Below are 16,993 nucleotides of genomic sequence, written 5' to 3'. Positions count from 1 at the left end.
CCACGGCGACAGCGGCGGCAACCCCCACGCCCGTCCAGACCAGCGGGTCACGACGCCCCCAGGGCATCGCAACCTCGCGGGACCAGGAGATTCCCGCCCGCCGGGCAGCCAAGCGACGAGGCCGCCCGGGACGGTCACGCCCCACGCCTATTCACCGACGCATCACTGCCCGTTCCCGTCCAGGCAGAAGCAGGGCGAGCGGCAGGATGAGTACGGCCGACCCGACGGTCCACCAGAAGGCGCCGACAAACGACTCCGGGCGGACGCCAGCGGTCACGTCGCCGATGCCATGCTCGTCGAGCCGCTGCTGCAGAATCACCGCGATAACCGCGGTGCCGAAGGAGGCACCGAGACGCTGGAGGATGTTCATCGCACTGGTCCCATGGGCGATCGCGGAGTGTGGCAACTGCTGGTAGGCCGCCGCCATCACCGGAATCCCCACCGCGCCCAGGCCCACCCCGCGCAGCACCAGCGCGACGGCGAGGAGAACGTCGTCCGGCCCGGACGCCACCTGGGTGTACGCAAGTGTGCCGAGCGCGGTGACCAGCGCCCCCGCCAGCACCAGTGGCCTGGCGCCGATCCGGTCGGCCAGCGGACCGATGACAGCCAGAGCGAGGGCGGTGCCGACACCCTGGGGCGCGAGTACAAGACCTGTGGTGAAGGCGTCGAACCCGCGAACCTGCTGGTAGTAGAGGGGGAGCAGGAACAGGGGACCGTAGAGCGCCGCACCGGACAGGAACAGCAACGCCGCCGAGGCACTGAACGAGCGGTACCTGAACAGGCGTAGGTCGATAACCGGCGTCCGGGTCACACGAAGGGCATAGGTGGTAAACGCCGCGAGCAGGACGAAACCGATAACGACCGGTACGACCACACCGGCGGCGGTGAGGGCTGAACTCCCGCCCACCTGGGACAGGCCGTAGATCATCGCCGGCACGGCCGGCGCGAGCAGGGCGAGACCGAGCACGTCGAGTCGTTGGCGGCCGTGCCCGGGTGTGGTGGGGAGCGCCCGCCTGGCCAGCACGATGGCGAGCAGGCAGACGGGCACGTTGATCAGGAAGATCCAACGCCACGACACGACGTTGAGGACAACGCCACCGAGTACCGGCCCGACGATGGGGATCAGGTTTCCCGGTACGGCGACCAGAGCCATGACCCGGCCGAACCCGCGCCCGCCGGCGGCCTGCGCCAGGATGATCTGGGTCAGCGGCAGGATCATGCCGGCGCCGAGCCCCTGCACCACCCGAAAGGTGATCAAGCTGCCTGCCGACCAGGCGGCGCCGCAGAGCACCGAGCCGGCGAGAAAAACCGCCAGCACCCACAGCCAGGTCACCCTGGCGCCGAAGCGGTCGACACACCACCCGGTGAGCGGGATGACCAACGCCATCGCGAGTAGGTAAGCAGTGGAGACCCACTGCACCGTGGAGACGGGGACACCGAACGCCTCGCCGAGCTGATTCAGCGCGACGCTGATGATCGTGGTGTCGAGCAGCGCGGCCACCGCCCCGACAAGCACCACTCCGGCGATCTTGAGCAGTGCCGGATCCAGCCGTTCCGGTGGCGTGGACCCTCCGTCCGGTGGCTCGTGGCCGGCCTCCGCGTCGCCTGCCGCTCGCCGCCGCGGCTCCTGCTCCGTCACACCGTGCCCGCCCATGTACCGCTCACACCCCAATCCGTTGGTATGCCAACGGTAGCGCCCATTTGCTGGCATGCCAACATTCTGGTTACGCTGTGCCCATGACCGAGACAGACGACAGAGGCCGCGCCCCACACGCCGGGGTGAGCGTGTCCGAGGCGCCGCTGAGTTCGCTGCTACTCCAGGTCGTCCGGGCACACGCCACACTCGCGACCACGATGCTGCAACGCATCAACCTGGTCGCACCGCAGGAACTGGTACTGCTGTTCCTCCAGGAGAGGGGACGGACAGCGCAAACCGACATCGTCCACTTCCTCGGCCGCGACAGATCCACCGTCACCAACACCCTGCAGGCGATGGAACGCGCCGACCTGATCACACGCACCCAGTCCCGCACCGACCGACGAACAGCCGTCGTCGCCCTGACCAGCAAAGGACGACAACTCTGCCCACAGGTACGCGACATCTGGACCGAACTGGAACACCGCACCTTCGGCGGACTCGACAAACAGCAGCGCGACAACCTCGCCCAGGCGCTGGCCGACATCCGCCGCACCCTCTCGGCACCGCAGCCGACCCCCGAACCGACACACACCGGCGCCCCAGAAGGAAACCAGACGTGAACACCGAACAACACGGCAGCCAGCCACCCCTGCGCGTCGCGGCAATCATCGCCAGCACCCGCACCGGCCGGTTCGGTGAACACACCCCGGACGTCGCCGACACCCTACTGCGACACCGCACCTGGTGGGGCCAGGCACTACTCGCCGCCCGCACCGCCCAGCCGTACCCCGCCTGACCCACAACGTCCGAGGAGCACCCCCATGCCCATGGCGATCGCCTTCTCCGCCTACGGCGACCCCGAGGTACTACACCCGATCGACATCGAACCACCCACACCCGGCACCGGGCAGCTCCGCATCCGAGTGAAGGCCGCCGGCGTCAACCCCGTCGACGTCAAACTACGCCGGGGCGACTTTGCCGCCACCATGCCCGTCGACTTCCCACAACGCCTTGGCAACGAATACGCCGGCATCGTCGACCAGGTCGGCGACGGAGTAGCCGGACTCACCGTCGGCGACGAGGTACTCGGCTCGACAACGGCCCAAGGCTACGCCGAATACGTGCTGGTCGACGCCGCCGACACCGTCCACAAGCCCGCCAGCATGCCGTGGACGGTCGCCGCCGGCCTACCCGCGGTCGGCCAGACCGCCCACACCGCACTCCACCAACTCGGGGTCCGCCCGGGCGACACCGTACTCATCCACGCCGCCGCAGGTGGCGTCGGCACCGTGGCCACACAGCTCGCCCGCCTCAGCGGCGCCACCGTCATCGGCACCGCCAGCCACCACAACCACGACTACCTCCGCTCGCTCGGCGCGACACCAGTCACCTACGGCCCCGGGCTCGTCGACCGGATCCGACTACTCACCGCCGACGGCGTCGACGCCGTACTCGACGCCGTCGGCGGTGAGGCCATCGCCGCCTCCTTGGCCCTGGTACCGGACCGGCAACGCATCGGCACCCTCGTCGACGCCCAAGCAGTGAACGAACACGGCATCCTCCGCCTCGGCGGTCGATCCACCGCCGCGTTGCGCGAACTCGTCACCCTCTACGCGGAAGGGCGGCTACACATCCCGATCCACGCGACGTTCCCGCTCAGCCAGGCGGACAAGGCCCACCGCGCAGTACAAACAGGACACGCACGAGGCAAGGTCGTACTCACGGTGTCGTGACAGGGCAGTACGACGCCCCCAACCCGCCCAAGATCGCCGGTGGGGGACAGGGGACCGGAGACGCTGTCGATCTTCCTGCGGCTCCTGGAGAAGGTCATCACAGACTCTTCCTGGGCCGCGGAGGTCGACCGATCCGACGGGCGACCTGGAAACGCTCACCGAGGACTCCGAGAGCGACCCGACCTGGCTGAGGATCCAGGCCGCCACGAACAGGCATGAACAGGCTCGCCTGACCCCGGTGCGGGAGAAACGCGCCCCGGCACCGCGCCCGGCCCACAAACGGGTAGACCCGGGGGAGCGGCATCACCTACCGTGACCTGCACCCGAGGTGAGGACTCTCCCGCATGACACCGCCTGCTCTCTGAACCTGACACCTTTCCGCACACCGGTCGCCGGCATCGCCGTCGGCTCTGTTACCCGTGCCTTCCGTCAGATCTGCAGACAGAGAGATCATGTCTTCACGTCCTCATACCGCATTGCCCTGGGCGCCGCGGCACAGCCGCTCGCCCCTGCCCGTCCCGCCCTGCCATTCCGGCCGCTTCATGAGCGTCGACGGCAGACTCCGTCCCCGGTGGGACGGGTGCGGGGGAGTTCACCCACCGCACGCCACCAGAGGTGAGCACCGGATCGTCTTCGATGTCACCGACCGTTCACGGCCTCCCCGACCCCGGTTTCTCCATCAACCTCTGGTCGGTGTCACCCGCAAACCGTCCGTACGCCCCACCGTGATCGCCGGACCGGAACCCCACCGGCACCACCGGTCCACCTACGGCCCCGGACGGGTCCCGCGCAGCCGCAGACGCGCCGTCAATTCCCGTACCGTTCTTCCCCGACCCCCGTGGCGTCGACGCTAGGACCAGGGCCGCCCGGCCGGCGCATTGTTGCCCGGCCGCGTTCCCGGACGGTCGCCGCCACCTGGTGATGATCACCACGGCACCAGCACCGAGAACCCTACCCTCACGTCAGGGTAGGGTTCTCGGTGCTGCCAGGGACGTGGCGTCACGGGCCCCTCGACAGCGACAAGACCGGCCGGCAGTGAAGCCCGCCATGCGGTGATCGAGGTTCTGCCCACGTCCGGACGGAACCCCTCGATGGTCAGGTCGCGCGGCCCCGCTGACGGCGTGGCCTCCCTGGCGTGCCGCGGCGCGTGCGCTTGAGCGGAAATGAGATTTGATGTCTGAACAGGTGACAGCAGCGAAGCGCGCGTCCGGATGGTCACGGCCAGAGTGGCTACGGTCGCCACGGGTGCTACGGACCGAGGTCCTGGCCGGCCTGGTAGTCGCCCTCGCGCTGATCCCCGAGGCGATCTCGTTCTCCATCCTCGCCGGCGTCGACCCCCGGGTCGGCCTCTTCGCCTCGTTCACCATGGCCGTGACCATCGCCTTCACCGGTGGCCGCCCGGCGATGATCAGCGCCGCGACCGGCGCGGTCGCCCTGGTCGTCGCGCCCCTGGCCAAGGAACACGGCCTCGGGTACCTGGTCGCCGCGGTCGTGCTCGGCGGCGTCTTCCAGGTGGCACTCGCCCTGCTGGGAGTGGCGAAACTGATGCGGTTCATCCCACGTAGCGTCATGGTCGGCTTCGTCAACGCCCTCGCGATCCTGATCTTCACCGCCCAGTTGACGCACCTGATCGACGTCCCGTGGCTGGTCTACCCACTCGTGGCCGTCGCACTGGCAATCATCGTGTTCCTGCCGAAGGTCACCACGGCGGTGCCGGCGCCGCTGATCGCGATCGTCGCGCTCACCGCGTTCACCGTGATCACGCACGTCGCGGTGCCGACCGTCGGCGACGAGGGCACCCTGCCGGACAGCCTGCCCGTACCCGGGTTGCCCGACGTGCCGTTCACCTTCGACACACTCACCACCATCGCACCGTACGCCCTCGCGATCGCGCTGGTCGGGCTGCTGGAGTCGCTGATGACCGCCAAGCTCGTCGACGACATCACCGACACCCACTCCGACAAGACCCGCGAGTCCTGGGGCCAGGGCGTCGCGAACATCGTCACCGGCTTCTTCGGTGGCATGGGCGGCTGCGCCATGATCGGACAGACCATGATCAACGTAAAGGCGTCCGGCGCCCGCACCCGCCTCTCGACCTTCCTCGCCGGAGTGTTCCTGCTCATCCTCGTGGTCGCGCTCGGCGACGTCGTCGCCCTGATCCCGATGGCGGCCCTCGTGGCCGTGATGATCATCGTGTCGGTGAGCACGTTCGACTGGCACAGCATCGCCCCGGCCACCCTCAGACGCATGCCCGCCGGCGAGATCACCGTCATGGTCGTCACCGTCGCAGCCACCCTGGCCACCCACAACCTGGCCGTCGGCGTCGTACTCGGCGTACTCGCCGCGATGGTGATCTTCGCCCGCCGGGTCGCACACTTCGCCCAGGTCACCAGCGTGCTCGACCCCGACGGCAGCACCCGCGTCTACCACGTACACGGCGAACTGTTCTTCGCCTCCAGCAACGACCTGGTCTACCAGTTCGACTACACCGGCGACCCCGACCACGTGATCATCGACATGAGCGCCGCGCACATCTGGGACGCGTCCTCCGTCGCCGCTCTCGACGCGATCAACACAAAGTACGAATCCCGCGGCAAACGCGTCGAGATCACCGGCCTGAACGAGGCCAGCGCCCGCTTCCACAGCAACCTCGCCGGCAAGCTCGGCGCCGGACACTGATGGACACCGGGCACACTGACCCGATGACCGCAGGGCGCATGCAGATCGGCGAAGCCGCAGACCGTGTCGGACTCAGCATCCGCACCATCCGCCACTACGAGGAAGCCGGCCTCGTCGTACCGTCCGCACGCAGCGAGGGCGGGTTCCGGCTCTATACCGAACCCGACCTCGACCGGCTCCGGGTCATCAAACGCATGAAACCCCTCGGCTTCACCCTGGAGGAGATGCGCGACCTCCTCGAGATCCTCGACGCGCTCTCCGTCTCGGACGGCAGCGAGCGGGCAGCGCTGCAGGACCGTCTCGCCACATTCCACACCGCCGCCGTCAACCGCGTCACCACCTTGCGCGAACAACTCACGATGGCCGAACAGTTCGCCCAGCAGATGCAGGAACAGATCGACCAGCACCGGTAGGCCGTCGCCCAGCCGGGGCCCTCGCTCACCGACCCAGGCAGGCGAGCCTGCTCCAGTCAGAACCTCTCGTCCCCGACATGTCGTGCGACAGGACCGACCCGAACGATCCGACGTCGGGCGAGGGGAGAGGCGGACAGGTCCTCACCTGGCGCCTGACCAGAAGAAACCGACCCGATCGCCACGGTCATCCCCGGCCGCCGACCGTCCACAGAGACTCAGACCCCCATCAAGCCTGAACTCGCGCACCTTCCACCGAACACACCACGCCCCACCTCCGCGACCCACTCGGCCGACCGATCGAGGCAGTCGCATACTTGATCGGATCGGCTACTCTCGCTGCGTATCGGTGCAGTGCGAGTGTCGCGCGCTCTTCCGGACGACCGAGGACGATCTTCGCCGGCGGGCGTCGCCGACCGGCTCGAACTCGAGTCGGCTCCGAAGCCTGGGGGAGGCCTACATGTCCGGCGACATCATCTACGACACGAACTTCTACTCCACCCTCGAAGCCGAGGTGAACGCCTTCCGCAAGGCCCTGACGAAACGTTGGCGCAAAGAGGTCGCAACAGCTATCCGCCGGAACGACACATTCAAGACGGCGTTCCGCCGCTACCACGCTCCCTACGGGGAAGACATCTGGGACTACTGGGACCCGATCAACCAGGTCCACCTCATCTGGGGCTCATGTGAAGTCATCACCTGGGCAGAGGGGGACCAGGAAGGCGAGGTGCCCTCCTGCCCGGGGCGCACCTTCAGCCCGGAGATGGGCTACCCACCGCCCACCACGTACGATCGCAGCGGCAACGAGGTGCCCACGCCGAACGAGATCTACTGCGGCATGAACTCGGTCATGCAGAGCGTCGAGTACTGGGCCTACGGCGAAGGCAGCGCCGTCCTCAACAAGCTGCCCAAGTTCGACGCGCATGACCAGCGCGCGATCGAGGATGCGCAGCAGGCGATCCTCACGATCGGCGGTGCCCTGGGCCTGCGGGCCGCCCCCAAGTCCCATGCCACTTTCAGCCCGTCGAGCAACGCCGACCTGACGAACAAGGTCGACAAGCTCATCGGCGCGAACGGCCAGAATGCGGGCTGGTACACCGCTTGGACCGGGCTGGCCGCCGACACCCTCAAAGACGGCTTCTTCGCCTCGATCGAACCGACCCTCAACAACCAGGCCAAGATCGCCGGGGGCATCCACAACCTCTACAGCGCCCGAGGCACCATCATCCAGGAAATGCGCTCCGGCTCACTGAGAATCCTCGGCGACGCCAGCAAGGCACTCGACGAAACCCACCAGGTCACCACCGATCTCAACCCGGTATGGCAGACCTTCCAGGGCATGGGCACGGCCCTCACCATCAGCGGCGGCTGGTTCCCAATCGTGGGGGCCGTCGGCGCGAGTGTCATCCTCACCGGCATCGTCGGACAGAATTTCGCACCGGAAACCAAACACACCGAGTACGCACACGAGCTCGAGGCGGTGATGACCGCCCTCTGGGACAACCTCGACGAGCAGTCCAACGACCTCTTCTCTCGAGAGAACGACTACAACAACGGCATCCACAGCCTCCGTGACGCCATCTTCGGGATCGACAGCTTCAACCTGGAGCTGTACGACCTGACCGAGAACACCGCCACCGGCAACGGCAGCCAGGAGGGATTCCACGTCGACATCCCGACCGTCCTGGAACTCGCCGACACCTGCTTCGAATGCGCCGAGATCTACGAGGACCAGCTCATCCCGAAGATCGGCGACGTCCAAGCGGCCGACGCGTCATTGGCCACCGAGGACGGTTCCGAAGGCTACGCCGACCCGAAGGTCAAGGCCTTGGTCGTGGAGTACCAAGGGTATTTGAGGACCGCCTGCGGACGCCTCTATGCTGCGGGCGAGCAGATCAAGGCGGCGGCCCAGTCCTACGCGTCGACGGACGCGGAGCGCCAGGCCGCCTACAACTCCATCATGCGGGACTGGGACGAGGGTCCCGCTCCGGACCACGCCGACGACTGGGCGGAGGACACCGACCGCAGCGGCTGGGAGGTGCACATCCCGGGTGCGCCCCCCTTTGTCACCGACACCACCCCGGGTGGCGACGACACAGGCGGGCCGGAGTACGAGACGGAGGCGACCAGGTGATGAGACGAGTTGTGGCCGGCGTCGTCGTCGTGCTTCTGCTGGCGGGCTGCGACTCGCCAGCAGACCCCAGCAATGGCGGGTCAGCGCCCCCATCCGCGCCGGAGTCCAGTGCCCAGGCCGGGGAAGCCGACTACGGCGCGGTCTGCGACGCGCTGGAAGATGCGGTGAAGCTGCCAGCCGACGGGACCATCCAATACACCGCCAAGTTCAACAAACCGACAGGATGGGCGACCAACGCACCACTCTGCGATATCGAGCCGGTCGGCGAATACTACGACGTAGCCGCCAAGGCCCCTGCCTTCGGCCGAGCCGAGTTCAATTACGGCATTCTCACCGAGACGCAGCTCCAGCAGGTGCGGTACCCGGAGTACACCCCCGAGACGGTGCAGAAGCTTCTCACCCTCGATCAGGCGGATCCGCTGACCGACGAGTTACCGTGCGCGAGCAAGCCCTGCAAGGACGGTATTCACGGCTACCAGTACAACTTCCGCTTCGAGGCCATGATGGACGACATCGCGGTGATCGCGCAGTTCGACTACATCACCACCGACGTGAGTGGCGACAAGCAAACGCAATACCGCACCCAGGCGATCGAGGCGTTCACTGCGTCGATGGATGCCATCGCCGCCGAACTCTAGCCTCGGCCTTCGTCAACGGCTGTCCAGGGTGTGGGCGGATCTCGACCAGGCCCTGGCCCAGATCCCCGGATGAGCAGCAACACCTACGTCCTGCTCGGCGAGGCGACGCGGCGGGGTGATCACGACCTGGCGTTAGGTCGATAATGAACATTATGTCAACCTCGACGTGGTGAAGCCGTACCGGGAGCCCCTGCCGGTGGATATGGTCGGCGGATGCCCGATGCGATCTTCGCCCACCCTCGCCTCGCACGTGTCTACGACGCCTTCGACGGAGACCGCGACGACCTGGCCGCCTACCTCGCGATCGCCGGCGAGTTGACCGCGGGCCTCGTGCTCGACGTCGGCTGCGGGACAGGATCCCTGGCGGTCCTGCTCGCCGGACGCGGCCACGACGTCGTGGGCGTCGACCCGGCCGAAGCATCACTCGAGGTCGCGAAGCAGAAGGATCCAGCGGGACGGATCCGCTGGATCCACGGCGACGCCACGACACTGCCGGCACTCGATGCCGACCTGGCGACGATGACCGGGAACGTGGCCCAGGTCTTCCTTACCGACAACGACTGGACTCAGGCCCTCCACGGCGTCCACGACGCCCTTCGCCCGAACGGCCACCTCGTCTTCGAATCCCGACGTCCGGAGCATCGGGACTGGGAGCAGTGGGCGGCGGACGTCGACCCGGTCACTCGCGACATCCCCGGCATCGGGCCGGTGGAACGGCGCCTCGAGGTCACCGACGTCAGCCTCCCGTTCGTCTCGTTCCGCTACACCTACCGGTTCCTGACCGACGGCGCGGTCGTCACCTCGGACTCGACCCTCCGGTTCCGCGGCCGCGACGAGGTCGAATCGAGCCTGGCTGCCAACGGCTACCGGGTCCTCGACGTACGGGAGGCACCCGACCGCCCGGGTCGAGAGTTCGTGTTCATCACCGAACGCTCCACCTGAAACGGCGCCAGACGCGATGCCGGATCCAGCCGGCCCGCGACCGGGGTGGCACCCTCCCGGGAGGAACAGCGCGCACCGGATGGCCTTCGCACGATCGAGGATCAGCTCACCGCCCGTCCAGGTAGGTGCTGCCCAGTCCGGGTTTGCGCCAGGACGGGGCTTCTGTCGATGTCGTCTGCACCTCCGGCGGCCGCCCGTTGCGGCCGAACAGTAGCTCCCACCAGCGCCGCCCCTCGGCGATGAACCGGGCGAGAGGTTCCACCGTGCCGTCGGCGTAGGCGACCTCGAGGTCGTCGAAGTCGACGGTGCCCTCGATGCAGTAGCGCGCGCCGTCACCGGGCCTCCAGCACTCGGTGAACCAGAACAGCGAGTGCGGCGCGTGACCCGATCGAACGTCGACGGTGAGGCTCGGCTCGTGCGGCCAGTCGTCGGTACGCGAGGGGCGGTCGAGGAACTCCCAGCCGTACATCGACTCCCAACCGCCGAGCGACGCGAAGAACGACTCGACATCGTTCAGACTGCTCATCGGGATGGCCGGGCCGTACCCGTCCTGCCGCTCTTCACGCAGAAGCACCCGGATCCGCGTCACCCGCCGCAGGCGGAGCAACCTGCGTGGATCGTGGTCCCTGGCCGCCTCCTCGGGCTGTGCCCGGACATGCAGCAGCAGTTCGCACACCGAGTCGGACGAGGTCGGACGCAGCCCTACCACCTCAGCCTCGTTCAGCGCGTACTCCAGTCCCGTTCGAGTCAGCTCATCCCAGGTCACGCCGACATCATCTCGCTCCTGATCCCGCTTGCGGCAGTCGAGCACGGGTGCGGCGGCTCCCCCGCGTGAGGGTGCCAGTCGGCTGGGTCGGTTCTGGCCCTGGCCGGGGCACGACAACCGGACAATAAGGATCTTGGTACTGGCCCTGATCCGCAAATCATGCATAATATTCGTTATGCATGACAAAAAGGACTTCTTGCTACTCCCCCTCGTTGAGGAGTTCCTGACCTCCCGGGCCACCCGCAAGCCCTCCCCGCACACCCTGGCCGCGTACCGGCGGGATCTGCTGGCCATCGCGCGACTGGTCGCCGAGGACCCCACCACTCCCCTCCCCCTGGCCACCCTGCCCCTCGACGCGCTGACGCCCCGTTCCCTGCGGTCGGCCTTCGCCCGGTTCGCGGCCGGCCGGGCCGCCGCCTCCGTACACCGGGCCTGGTCCACCTGGAACGGTTTCTTCGGGTTCCTGGTCGCCGACGGCGTCGTACCGGGTAATCCGATGCCCGCGGTCGACAAGCCGGTCGTCCCTCCCCCGCCGCCGAAGCCACTGCGCGGCGAGCGCACCCCGGAGGATCTGCTCGACGCGCTGGTCCGGCCGGACGGACGGCAGCGTGATCCGTGGCCGGAGCGGGATCTGGCGGTGGTGGCGTTGGCGCTCTGCGCCGGACTGCGGCTGGCGGAGATGTTGGCGTTGCGGGTGGGTTCGTTGGCCGGGCGGGCCGGTGAGCGGCGGGTGGACGTGGCAGGTAAGGGTGGTCGGGCCCGGACGATTCCGATCGAGCCGGAGCTCGACGCGGTGTTGGCGTCCTATCTGGACAGCCGGTGTCGACGGTTCGGGTCGCGTACGGTGCGTCCGGACTCGGTGCTGCTGGTGGACCGGTACGGGGATCCGTTGCGGCGTGGTGGTCTGCAGTATCTGGTGCGGTCGTGTTACCGGCGGGCGGGCATCCTGGACCGGGTGCCGCGGGGTGCACAGTTGCACGCGTTGCGGCACACGTTCGCGACCCGGTTGGCCGAGGACGGGGCGAGCGCGTCGGAGATCATGCGGTTGTTGGGGCACGCGAGTCTGGCGACGAGCCAGAACTACATCGAGGTGACGGCGGCGCAGCAGCGGGCGGCGGTGCGGGCGAACCGCACCAACCGGGCGTTGGGCCGGTTGGTGGCGGCGGGCGGGGACTGACGGCCCGGTGTGGGTGTCAGTTGGTCCGGGAGATGGCGATGACGAGGGTGCGCCGGTCGGCGGTGATGACGCCGACCAGGTCGCCGTTGACCGCGACCCGGCGCCGACGTCGACGGGGGGCGGTACGGGTGGGCTGGTTCATGGTCACCTCCGCCGGGGACGGCGTCGGGGGTGCGTCGTGCCGCGTGCGGGATGGTAGCCAGTGCCCTGGTGCCGCCGGGGCGCCCCACCCCGACAAACTGGGCGAGCGGGATCTGGCGTGGCAGACGCTGACCCTCCACTTGAGATTCGCTGTCGTTGATGCTGCCGTGTCGGGTCACATGTCGTGCGCCGGCCGTGAAATCGGAGGCAGCGCCGCACGAGTTCCCCTAGCCTCGCGGGGAGAGCTTTCGCCCGTACGACACGAAGAGGAGATTGATTATGAGGACGTCCGGTGGTTGTCCCGGTCCCTTGTCTGTCTCCACCGCCGGAGAGGCACTTCGTGTTACGTCTGTTCGAAAACCCTGTTGACCCCTTCCCCACCGGCACCAACTCCACTCCGGCGGCCAGTGTCCGGAAGTTCCTCCTGCGGGAGTTCCGGCCGCTACGGCCGGTCGTAGCGGCTGCCGTCGCCACCACGATCCTGTGCGCCGCGATCGAGGTGTGGCTCATCGGGTACGCGGGCCGCCTGGTCGACACGCTCGCCGCCACAAGCCCGGACACTTTCTGGGCCGGCCATGGCGCCGAGCTGCTCACGGTGGCCGTGTTTGTGCTGCTGGTCAGACCGCTGGTGAACCTGGCCAGCGAGGCGCTGGACGACATCGCGTTCCGGGCCAACGCCCGCCCGCTCGCCCGCTGGCGGGCACACCGGCACGTGTCCCGGCAGTCCGTCGGTTGGTTCCGCGACGACCTTGCCGGACGCATCGCCACCTGGGTCCGCGACGGTGGCGATGCTGCCAGCACCGCCGCGTATGCGGTGATTCACACGTTGGTGTTCGTGATCGCCTACATTGCCGGCTCGGTGTGGTTGATGTCCACGATCGACGTGCGTCTGCTGCTGCCGCTCGGCACCTGGATCCTGGCGTACGCGCTGCTCATGCGGTGGGCGGTGCCGCGCTACCGGCGCGCGTCGGAACGCCTGCAGGACGCGGAGTCCGCGCTGACCGGCCTGCTTGTCGACTCGTACGCGAACGTCGACACGCTCGCGCTGCTCGGCGGTCAGGAGACCCGCACCGCGCATGACGTCGGGGTGTTTGCGCGGGCCAGACGGGCACACCTGGACCTGCAGCGGGTCGAGGTGACGATCAACAGCGCCATGATGGCGTTCGGCAGCGCGCTGCTTGTCGGACTCGTCGGATACGGGGTCGCCCTCTGGCGTGCCGAGGTCGCGCCGATAGGTCTGGTCGCGGCCGCGTTGGCGCTCAGTTTCCGGATCACCGCGATGGCGGAGTGGCTGCTGGACGCCGTGTCGTCGCTGTTCGGGTCCGTCGGCGCGCTCCGGAGGGCCCTGCGGACCGTCGCGCAACCGCTCGCGGTCGCTGACAAACCGGGGGCAGCCCGGCTGCGGGTACGCGGCGGAGCCATCAGCTTTTCACAGGTCAGCCATCATTATGGCCGCGGTGTTGGCGGGCTCGACCGGCTGAACCTCGACGTCGCGGCCGGTGAGCGGGTCGGCCTCGTCGGCCGGTCTGGGGCGGGTAAGTCCACGTTGGTTGGCCTACTCCTGCGGTTTCACGACGCGGAGTCCGGCACGATCATGATCGACGGCACCGACATCAGGGACGTGACGCAGGAGAGCCTGCGCGGCCAGATCGCCATGGTTACCCAGGACGCGACGCTGCTGCACCGCTCGATTCGCGAGAACATCGCTGGTCCCGGTTCAGCCGACGACGCACAGATCGAGGTGGCGCTGCGCCGGGCATCCGCCGACGGATTCGTTGCCGTGCTGAGGGACGCGGATGACCGGACCGGCCTGGACGCACATGTCGGGGAGCGCGGTGTGCACCTGTCGGGCGGCCAGCGGCAGCGGATCGCGTTGGCCCGGGCGTTCTACCGCAGCGCGCCGATCCTGGTCCTGGACGAGGCGACGTCCGCGCTCGATTCCGAGGCGGAGACCGCCATCCACGACACGCTCGGCGAGGTGATGACCAGCCGTACCGTGATCGCTATCGCGCACCGGCTGTCTACCATCGCCCGCATGGACCGGATCGTGGTCCTCGACAGTGGCCGGATCGCGGAGCAGGGCACCCATGCCGAACTGCTGGAACGAGGCGGGATCTACGCGGACCTGTGGTCGCGGCAGTCTGGTGGTTTCCTCGGTACGGCCGTTGATCAGGATGGGGGGCAGGTCCACGTTGTGGCGGATGCCCCTGGTGCTGTTGACCCAGGCACCCGCTGAGGGCGCTGACCGCTGCGCCGATTGCGGCTGACCGAACGGATCGTGTACCGGAATGGCCGCCGACGGCTTGGGCGTCCCGGTACACGCTGGGGAGCGCTGCCGCAGAAGGCTAGCCGTTCGGGGGGTCCCGGGCCTCTCAGGGTTGTGTGGCCGGGGCTTCGGCGCGGTAGAAGGCGAGGCCGCCGAACCATTGCCTGCTGCGACCGTTCTCGGTGGCGTGGGTCAGGCCGGCGTCGGCCAGCGTGGCGGGTACCTGTTCGGGGAGGATGTCGAAGCGCGGGTGGCGGTGGGGCCGGTTCGCGTTCCGTCCGCTGGGTGTGCCGTCGATGTCCACCACGTGCAGTTGACCGCCGGGACGCAGTACCCGGCTGACTTCGTGCAGGGCCCGGGCCCGTTCGGTCTCGGCGAGGTGGTGCAGCATGAACGCGGACAGTACCCGGTCGACGGTGCTGTCGGGCAGGGGTAGTTCGCTGGCGAAGGCGCGTTCGTACCGGATCGGCAGGCCGGCCCGGGTCGCTTTGCGGCGGGCGCGGCGCAGTGCCGCCGGGTCCGGGTCGATGCCCAGCGCGTCGATGTCGGGGTGGCGGCGTCCGAGGGCCTGTAGCAGGTTGCCGGTGCCGCAGCCGATTTCGAGGGTGCGCTGGCCTGGTCGGAGGTCCGCCCGGTCGAGGAGTTGCCGGTGGACGCGTCCGACGCGGGCGAGCCGGGAGAACGGGTCGTAGAGGGGCAGCAGCCAGTGTTTGCCCATGCCGGGTATGTAGTGCTGTTCGGGGCTGTCGATTCGTCTGGTCATGTCACGCTCCGAGATCGGATGAAATTGGGTCGTACTCTGAGCCTCGTGGACGTCGAGGGGCTGGACAATGGCGGATCTGTGGGTGGGATGAGACGAAGTTTGGTGCCGGTGTCCCGTTCGGTCGGGGTGACCGGGCGGGGTGTGCCGGTCGTCGGCTTCGGCCATGTGCCCGGGATCGTCCCGGTCGCGGTGGCCCGGGTTCCCGAGGACGCGCCGGTGGTGGGTCCTGCCGCTGGTGGTGCGCACGCGCATGACTTCCTGGTGCTTTTCTACGCGCGGCACGCTGCCGGGAGGGTGTTGATCGACCGGCGGACGTGGACGGTGAGCGACGGGGATCTGTTCGTCGTCGCGCCGGGGCAGGTCGTCTCGTTCGGTGATTCGCATGGGGAGGTCGTCGCGGACGGTTGGGTGGTGTGGTTTCCGGTCGACGTCGTGCGGCCGGGGATGTCGGGGCCGTACTCGTCGTGGCGGACGCACCCGTTGTTGTTTCCGTTCGCCCGGGGTACCGACCGGGCGCAGCGGTTGCGCATCCCGCTGGCGGACCGGCCGGGCTGGGATGAGCGGTTCGCCGTGCTCGACGCCGAGTTGCGGGCCCGTCGCGACGGCCACCGGGAGGCCGCCCTCGCGCACCTGACCCTGTTGCTCGTGGCCGCCGCGCGGTTGTCGGCCGGCGTCGCCGACCAGTTCCGGTCGGCGGACGAGCCGCTGCTCGCGGCCGTTTTCGACACCATCGAGCGGCGCTACCGCGAACCGATCTCGCTGGCTGACGTGGCCGCCGAACTCGCGCTGACCGCCGGTCACCTGACCACGGTGGTACGCCGGAAGACCGGCCGGACGGTGCAGCAGTGGATCGCGCAGCGCCGGATGCGGCAGGCGCGCCTGCTGCTCACGGAGACCGGGCTGACCGTGGCGGCGGTCAGTCGCCGGGTCGGTTATCCCGATGTCAGCTACTTCATCAGACGCTTCCGGGCGGAACACGGGGTGACTCCGGCCCGGTGGCGTGACGCTGTCCCTCCCGCGTGCTGAGCCTCTGGTGTCAGGCGAGGTCGACGACGAGGGGGCGGTGGTCGGAGATGGTGGCGGCGGGGGTGGTGATGGCGGTGACGGCGGGCAGGGGGTGGCTGTCGCGGGGGTCGGCGAGGATGTGGTCGAGTTGGACGCGGGGTTGGGTGGCGGGGTAGGTGGGGCGGTGGGCGAGGGATCGCCAGCCGGAGACGAGGGTGGCGAGGCTGGCGGGGAGGTTGAGGTCGCCGAGGAGGATGCGGGGTGGGGGCAGGGTGCGTAGGGCGCGGACGACCTGGCGGAGTTGTCGGATGTTCCAGCCGGGTACGAAGGAGAGGTGGGTGGCGGCGGCGGTGACGGGTCCGGGGGGGGTGGCGAGTTCGGCGGCGAGGACGACGCGGGGTTCGTCGCGGAGCAGGACGATGCCGCCGCCGGGGCCGGGGACGTTGACGGGTGAGCGTACGGGTAGGGCGGTGAGTCGGATGACCTGCCAGGACCGGACGGGGTAGCGGCTGATGAGGCCGACGCCGTAGAGGGGTTCGCCGTGTCCGTCGTCGTCGTGGGGGTGGGGGCGGAACTGTTCGCCGGGGGTGCCGACGTCGGCGGCGGCGACTCGGTGGGCGGGGGCGTCGTGGGCGTGGGCGGCGAGGGCGGGGAGGTCGAGGTGGTTGCTGCGGGCCTGGTCGCGGTCGACTTCCTGCAG

Annotated in this window: 16 protein-coding genes; 11 read left to right on the top strand and 5 right to left on the bottom strand. The window is 68.7% G+C overall.

Annotated elements, in window-relative coordinates; genetic code table 11:
• Positions 1-151 precede the first annotated feature (151 nt).
• A complete protein-coding gene (locus tag ABGB05_RS27905; RefSeq protein ID WP_347656889.1) occupies positions 152-1,654 on the bottom strand; it encodes an MDR family MFS transporter in 1,503 nt (500 codons plus the stop codon).
• Positions 1,655-1,737: 83 nt separating this feature from the next.
• Between ABGB05_RS27905 and ABGB05_RS27900 the strand changes: the two genes are divergently transcribed.
• The 8 genes from ABGB05_RS27900 to ABGB05_RS27865 all read left to right on the top strand — a co-directional run bounded on the left by ABGB05_RS27900 (position 1,738) and on the right by ABGB05_RS27865 (position 10,175).
• A complete protein-coding gene (locus tag ABGB05_RS27900) occupies positions 1,738-2,259 on the top strand; it encodes a MarR family transcriptional regulator (protein WP_347656888.1) in 522 nt (173 codons plus the stop codon).
• Complete coding sequence (locus ABGB05_RS27895; RefSeq protein ID WP_347656887.1) at positions 2,256-2,435, top strand: hypothetical protein; 180 nt, start codon at positions 2,256-2,258, stop codon at positions 2,433-2,435. Before ABGB05_RS27900 ends, ABGB05_RS27895 begins: the two co-directional genes overlap by 4 nt.
• Before the next feature lie 25 nt (positions 2,436-2,460).
• Entirely contained in the window at positions 2,461-3,372 is a 912-nt protein-coding gene (locus tag ABGB05_RS27890; RefSeq protein WP_347656886.1) for an NADP-dependent oxidoreductase, read from the top strand.
• Between the two features lie 1,173 nt (positions 3,373-4,545).
• Positions 4,546-6,051, top strand: coding sequence for a SulP family inorganic anion transporter (locus tag ABGB05_RS27885; RefSeq protein ID WP_347656885.1), 1,506 nt, complete (start codon positions 4,546-4,548; stop codon positions 6,049-6,051).
• Between the two features lie 23 nt (positions 6,052-6,074).
• On the top strand, positions 6,075-6,464 hold the full coding sequence (locus tag ABGB05_RS27880; protein WP_347656884.1) for a MerR family transcriptional regulator: 390 nt from the start codon (positions 6,075-6,077) through the stop codon (positions 6,462-6,464).
• Between the two features lie 457 nt (positions 6,465-6,921).
• Positions 6,922-8,595, top strand: a complete 1,674-nt coding sequence (locus ABGB05_RS27875; protein ID WP_347656883.1) for a hypothetical protein — start codon at positions 6,922-6,924, stop codon at positions 8,593-8,595.
• 11 nt (positions 8,596-8,606) lie between these two features.
• A complete protein-coding gene (locus ABGB05_RS27870; RefSeq protein WP_347656882.1) occupies positions 8,607-9,233 on the top strand; it encodes a hypothetical protein in 627 nt (208 codons plus the stop codon).
• 213 nt (positions 9,234-9,446) lie between these two features.
• Positions 9,447-10,175: a class I SAM-dependent methyltransferase gene (locus ABGB05_RS27865; RefSeq protein WP_347656881.1), complete on the top strand. Its 729-nt coding sequence runs from the start codon at positions 9,447-9,449 to the stop codon at positions 10,173-10,175.
• Between the two features lie 106 nt (positions 10,176-10,281).
• On the opposite strand, the gene ABGB05_RS27860 is transcribed toward ABGB05_RS27865, so the two are convergent.
• Positions 10,282-10,941 carry a hypothetical protein gene (locus tag ABGB05_RS27860; RefSeq protein WP_347656880.1) on the bottom strand — a complete coding sequence of 220 codons (660 nt, stop codon included), beginning with the start codon at positions 10,939-10,941 and terminating at the stop codon, positions 10,282-10,284.
• A 175-nt stretch (positions 10,942-11,116) separates the two neighbouring features.
• On the opposite strand from ABGB05_RS27860, the gene ABGB05_RS27855 reads away from it, so the two are divergent.
• Positions 11,117-12,118: a tyrosine-type recombinase/integrase gene (locus tag ABGB05_RS27855; RefSeq protein ID WP_347656879.1), complete on the top strand. Its 1,002-nt coding sequence runs from the start codon at positions 11,117-11,119 to the stop codon at positions 12,116-12,118.
• Between the two features lie 16 nt (positions 12,119-12,134).
• Here the strand turns inward: ABGB05_RS27855 and ABGB05_RS27850 are convergent, their stop codons facing one another.
• On the bottom strand, positions 12,135-12,260 hold the full coding sequence (locus ABGB05_RS27850) for a hypothetical protein (RefSeq protein ID WP_347656878.1): 126 nt from the start codon (positions 12,258-12,260) through the stop codon (positions 12,135-12,137).
• A gap of 291 nt (positions 12,261-12,551) precedes the next feature.
• Between ABGB05_RS27850 and ABGB05_RS27845 the strand changes: the two genes are divergently transcribed.
• Positions 12,552-14,495 (top strand): ABC transporter ATP-binding protein, encoded by a 1,944-nt coding sequence (locus ABGB05_RS27845; RefSeq protein ID WP_347656877.1) that lies wholly within the window; start codon positions 12,552-12,554, stop codon positions 14,493-14,495.
• Positions 14,496-14,631: 136 nt separating this feature from the next.
• Here ABGB05_RS27845 and ABGB05_RS27840 read toward each other — a convergent pair whose 3' ends face one another.
• On the bottom strand, positions 14,632-15,288 hold the full coding sequence (locus ABGB05_RS27840; protein WP_347656876.1) for a class I SAM-dependent methyltransferase: 657 nt from the start codon (positions 15,286-15,288) through the stop codon (positions 14,632-14,634).
• A 141-nt stretch (positions 15,289-15,429) separates the two neighbouring features.
• Here ABGB05_RS27840 and ABGB05_RS27835 point away from each other — a divergent pair, with 141 nt between their 5' ends.
• Positions 15,430-16,314, top strand: coding sequence for an AraC family transcriptional regulator (locus ABGB05_RS27835; RefSeq protein WP_347656940.1), 885 nt, complete (start codon positions 15,430-15,432; stop codon positions 16,312-16,314).
• Positions 16,315-16,324: 10 nt separating this feature from the next.
• On the opposite strand, the gene ABGB05_RS27830 is transcribed toward ABGB05_RS27835, so the two are convergent.
• Positions 16,325-16,993, bottom strand: a 669-nt coding sequence (locus ABGB05_RS27830) for an endonuclease/exonuclease/phosphatase family protein (RefSeq protein ID WP_347656875.1), incomplete at its 5' end; no start/stop codon positions are given.

Source organism: Plantactinospora sp. B5E13 (genome assembly GCF_039871775.1).
Classification (GTDB): domain Bacteria; phylum Actinomycetota; class Actinomycetes; order Mycobacteriales; family Micromonosporaceae; genus Plantactinospora.
Note: the sequence above shows the minus strand (reverse complement) of the source record. Positions and strands in the feature narration are given on the sequence as shown.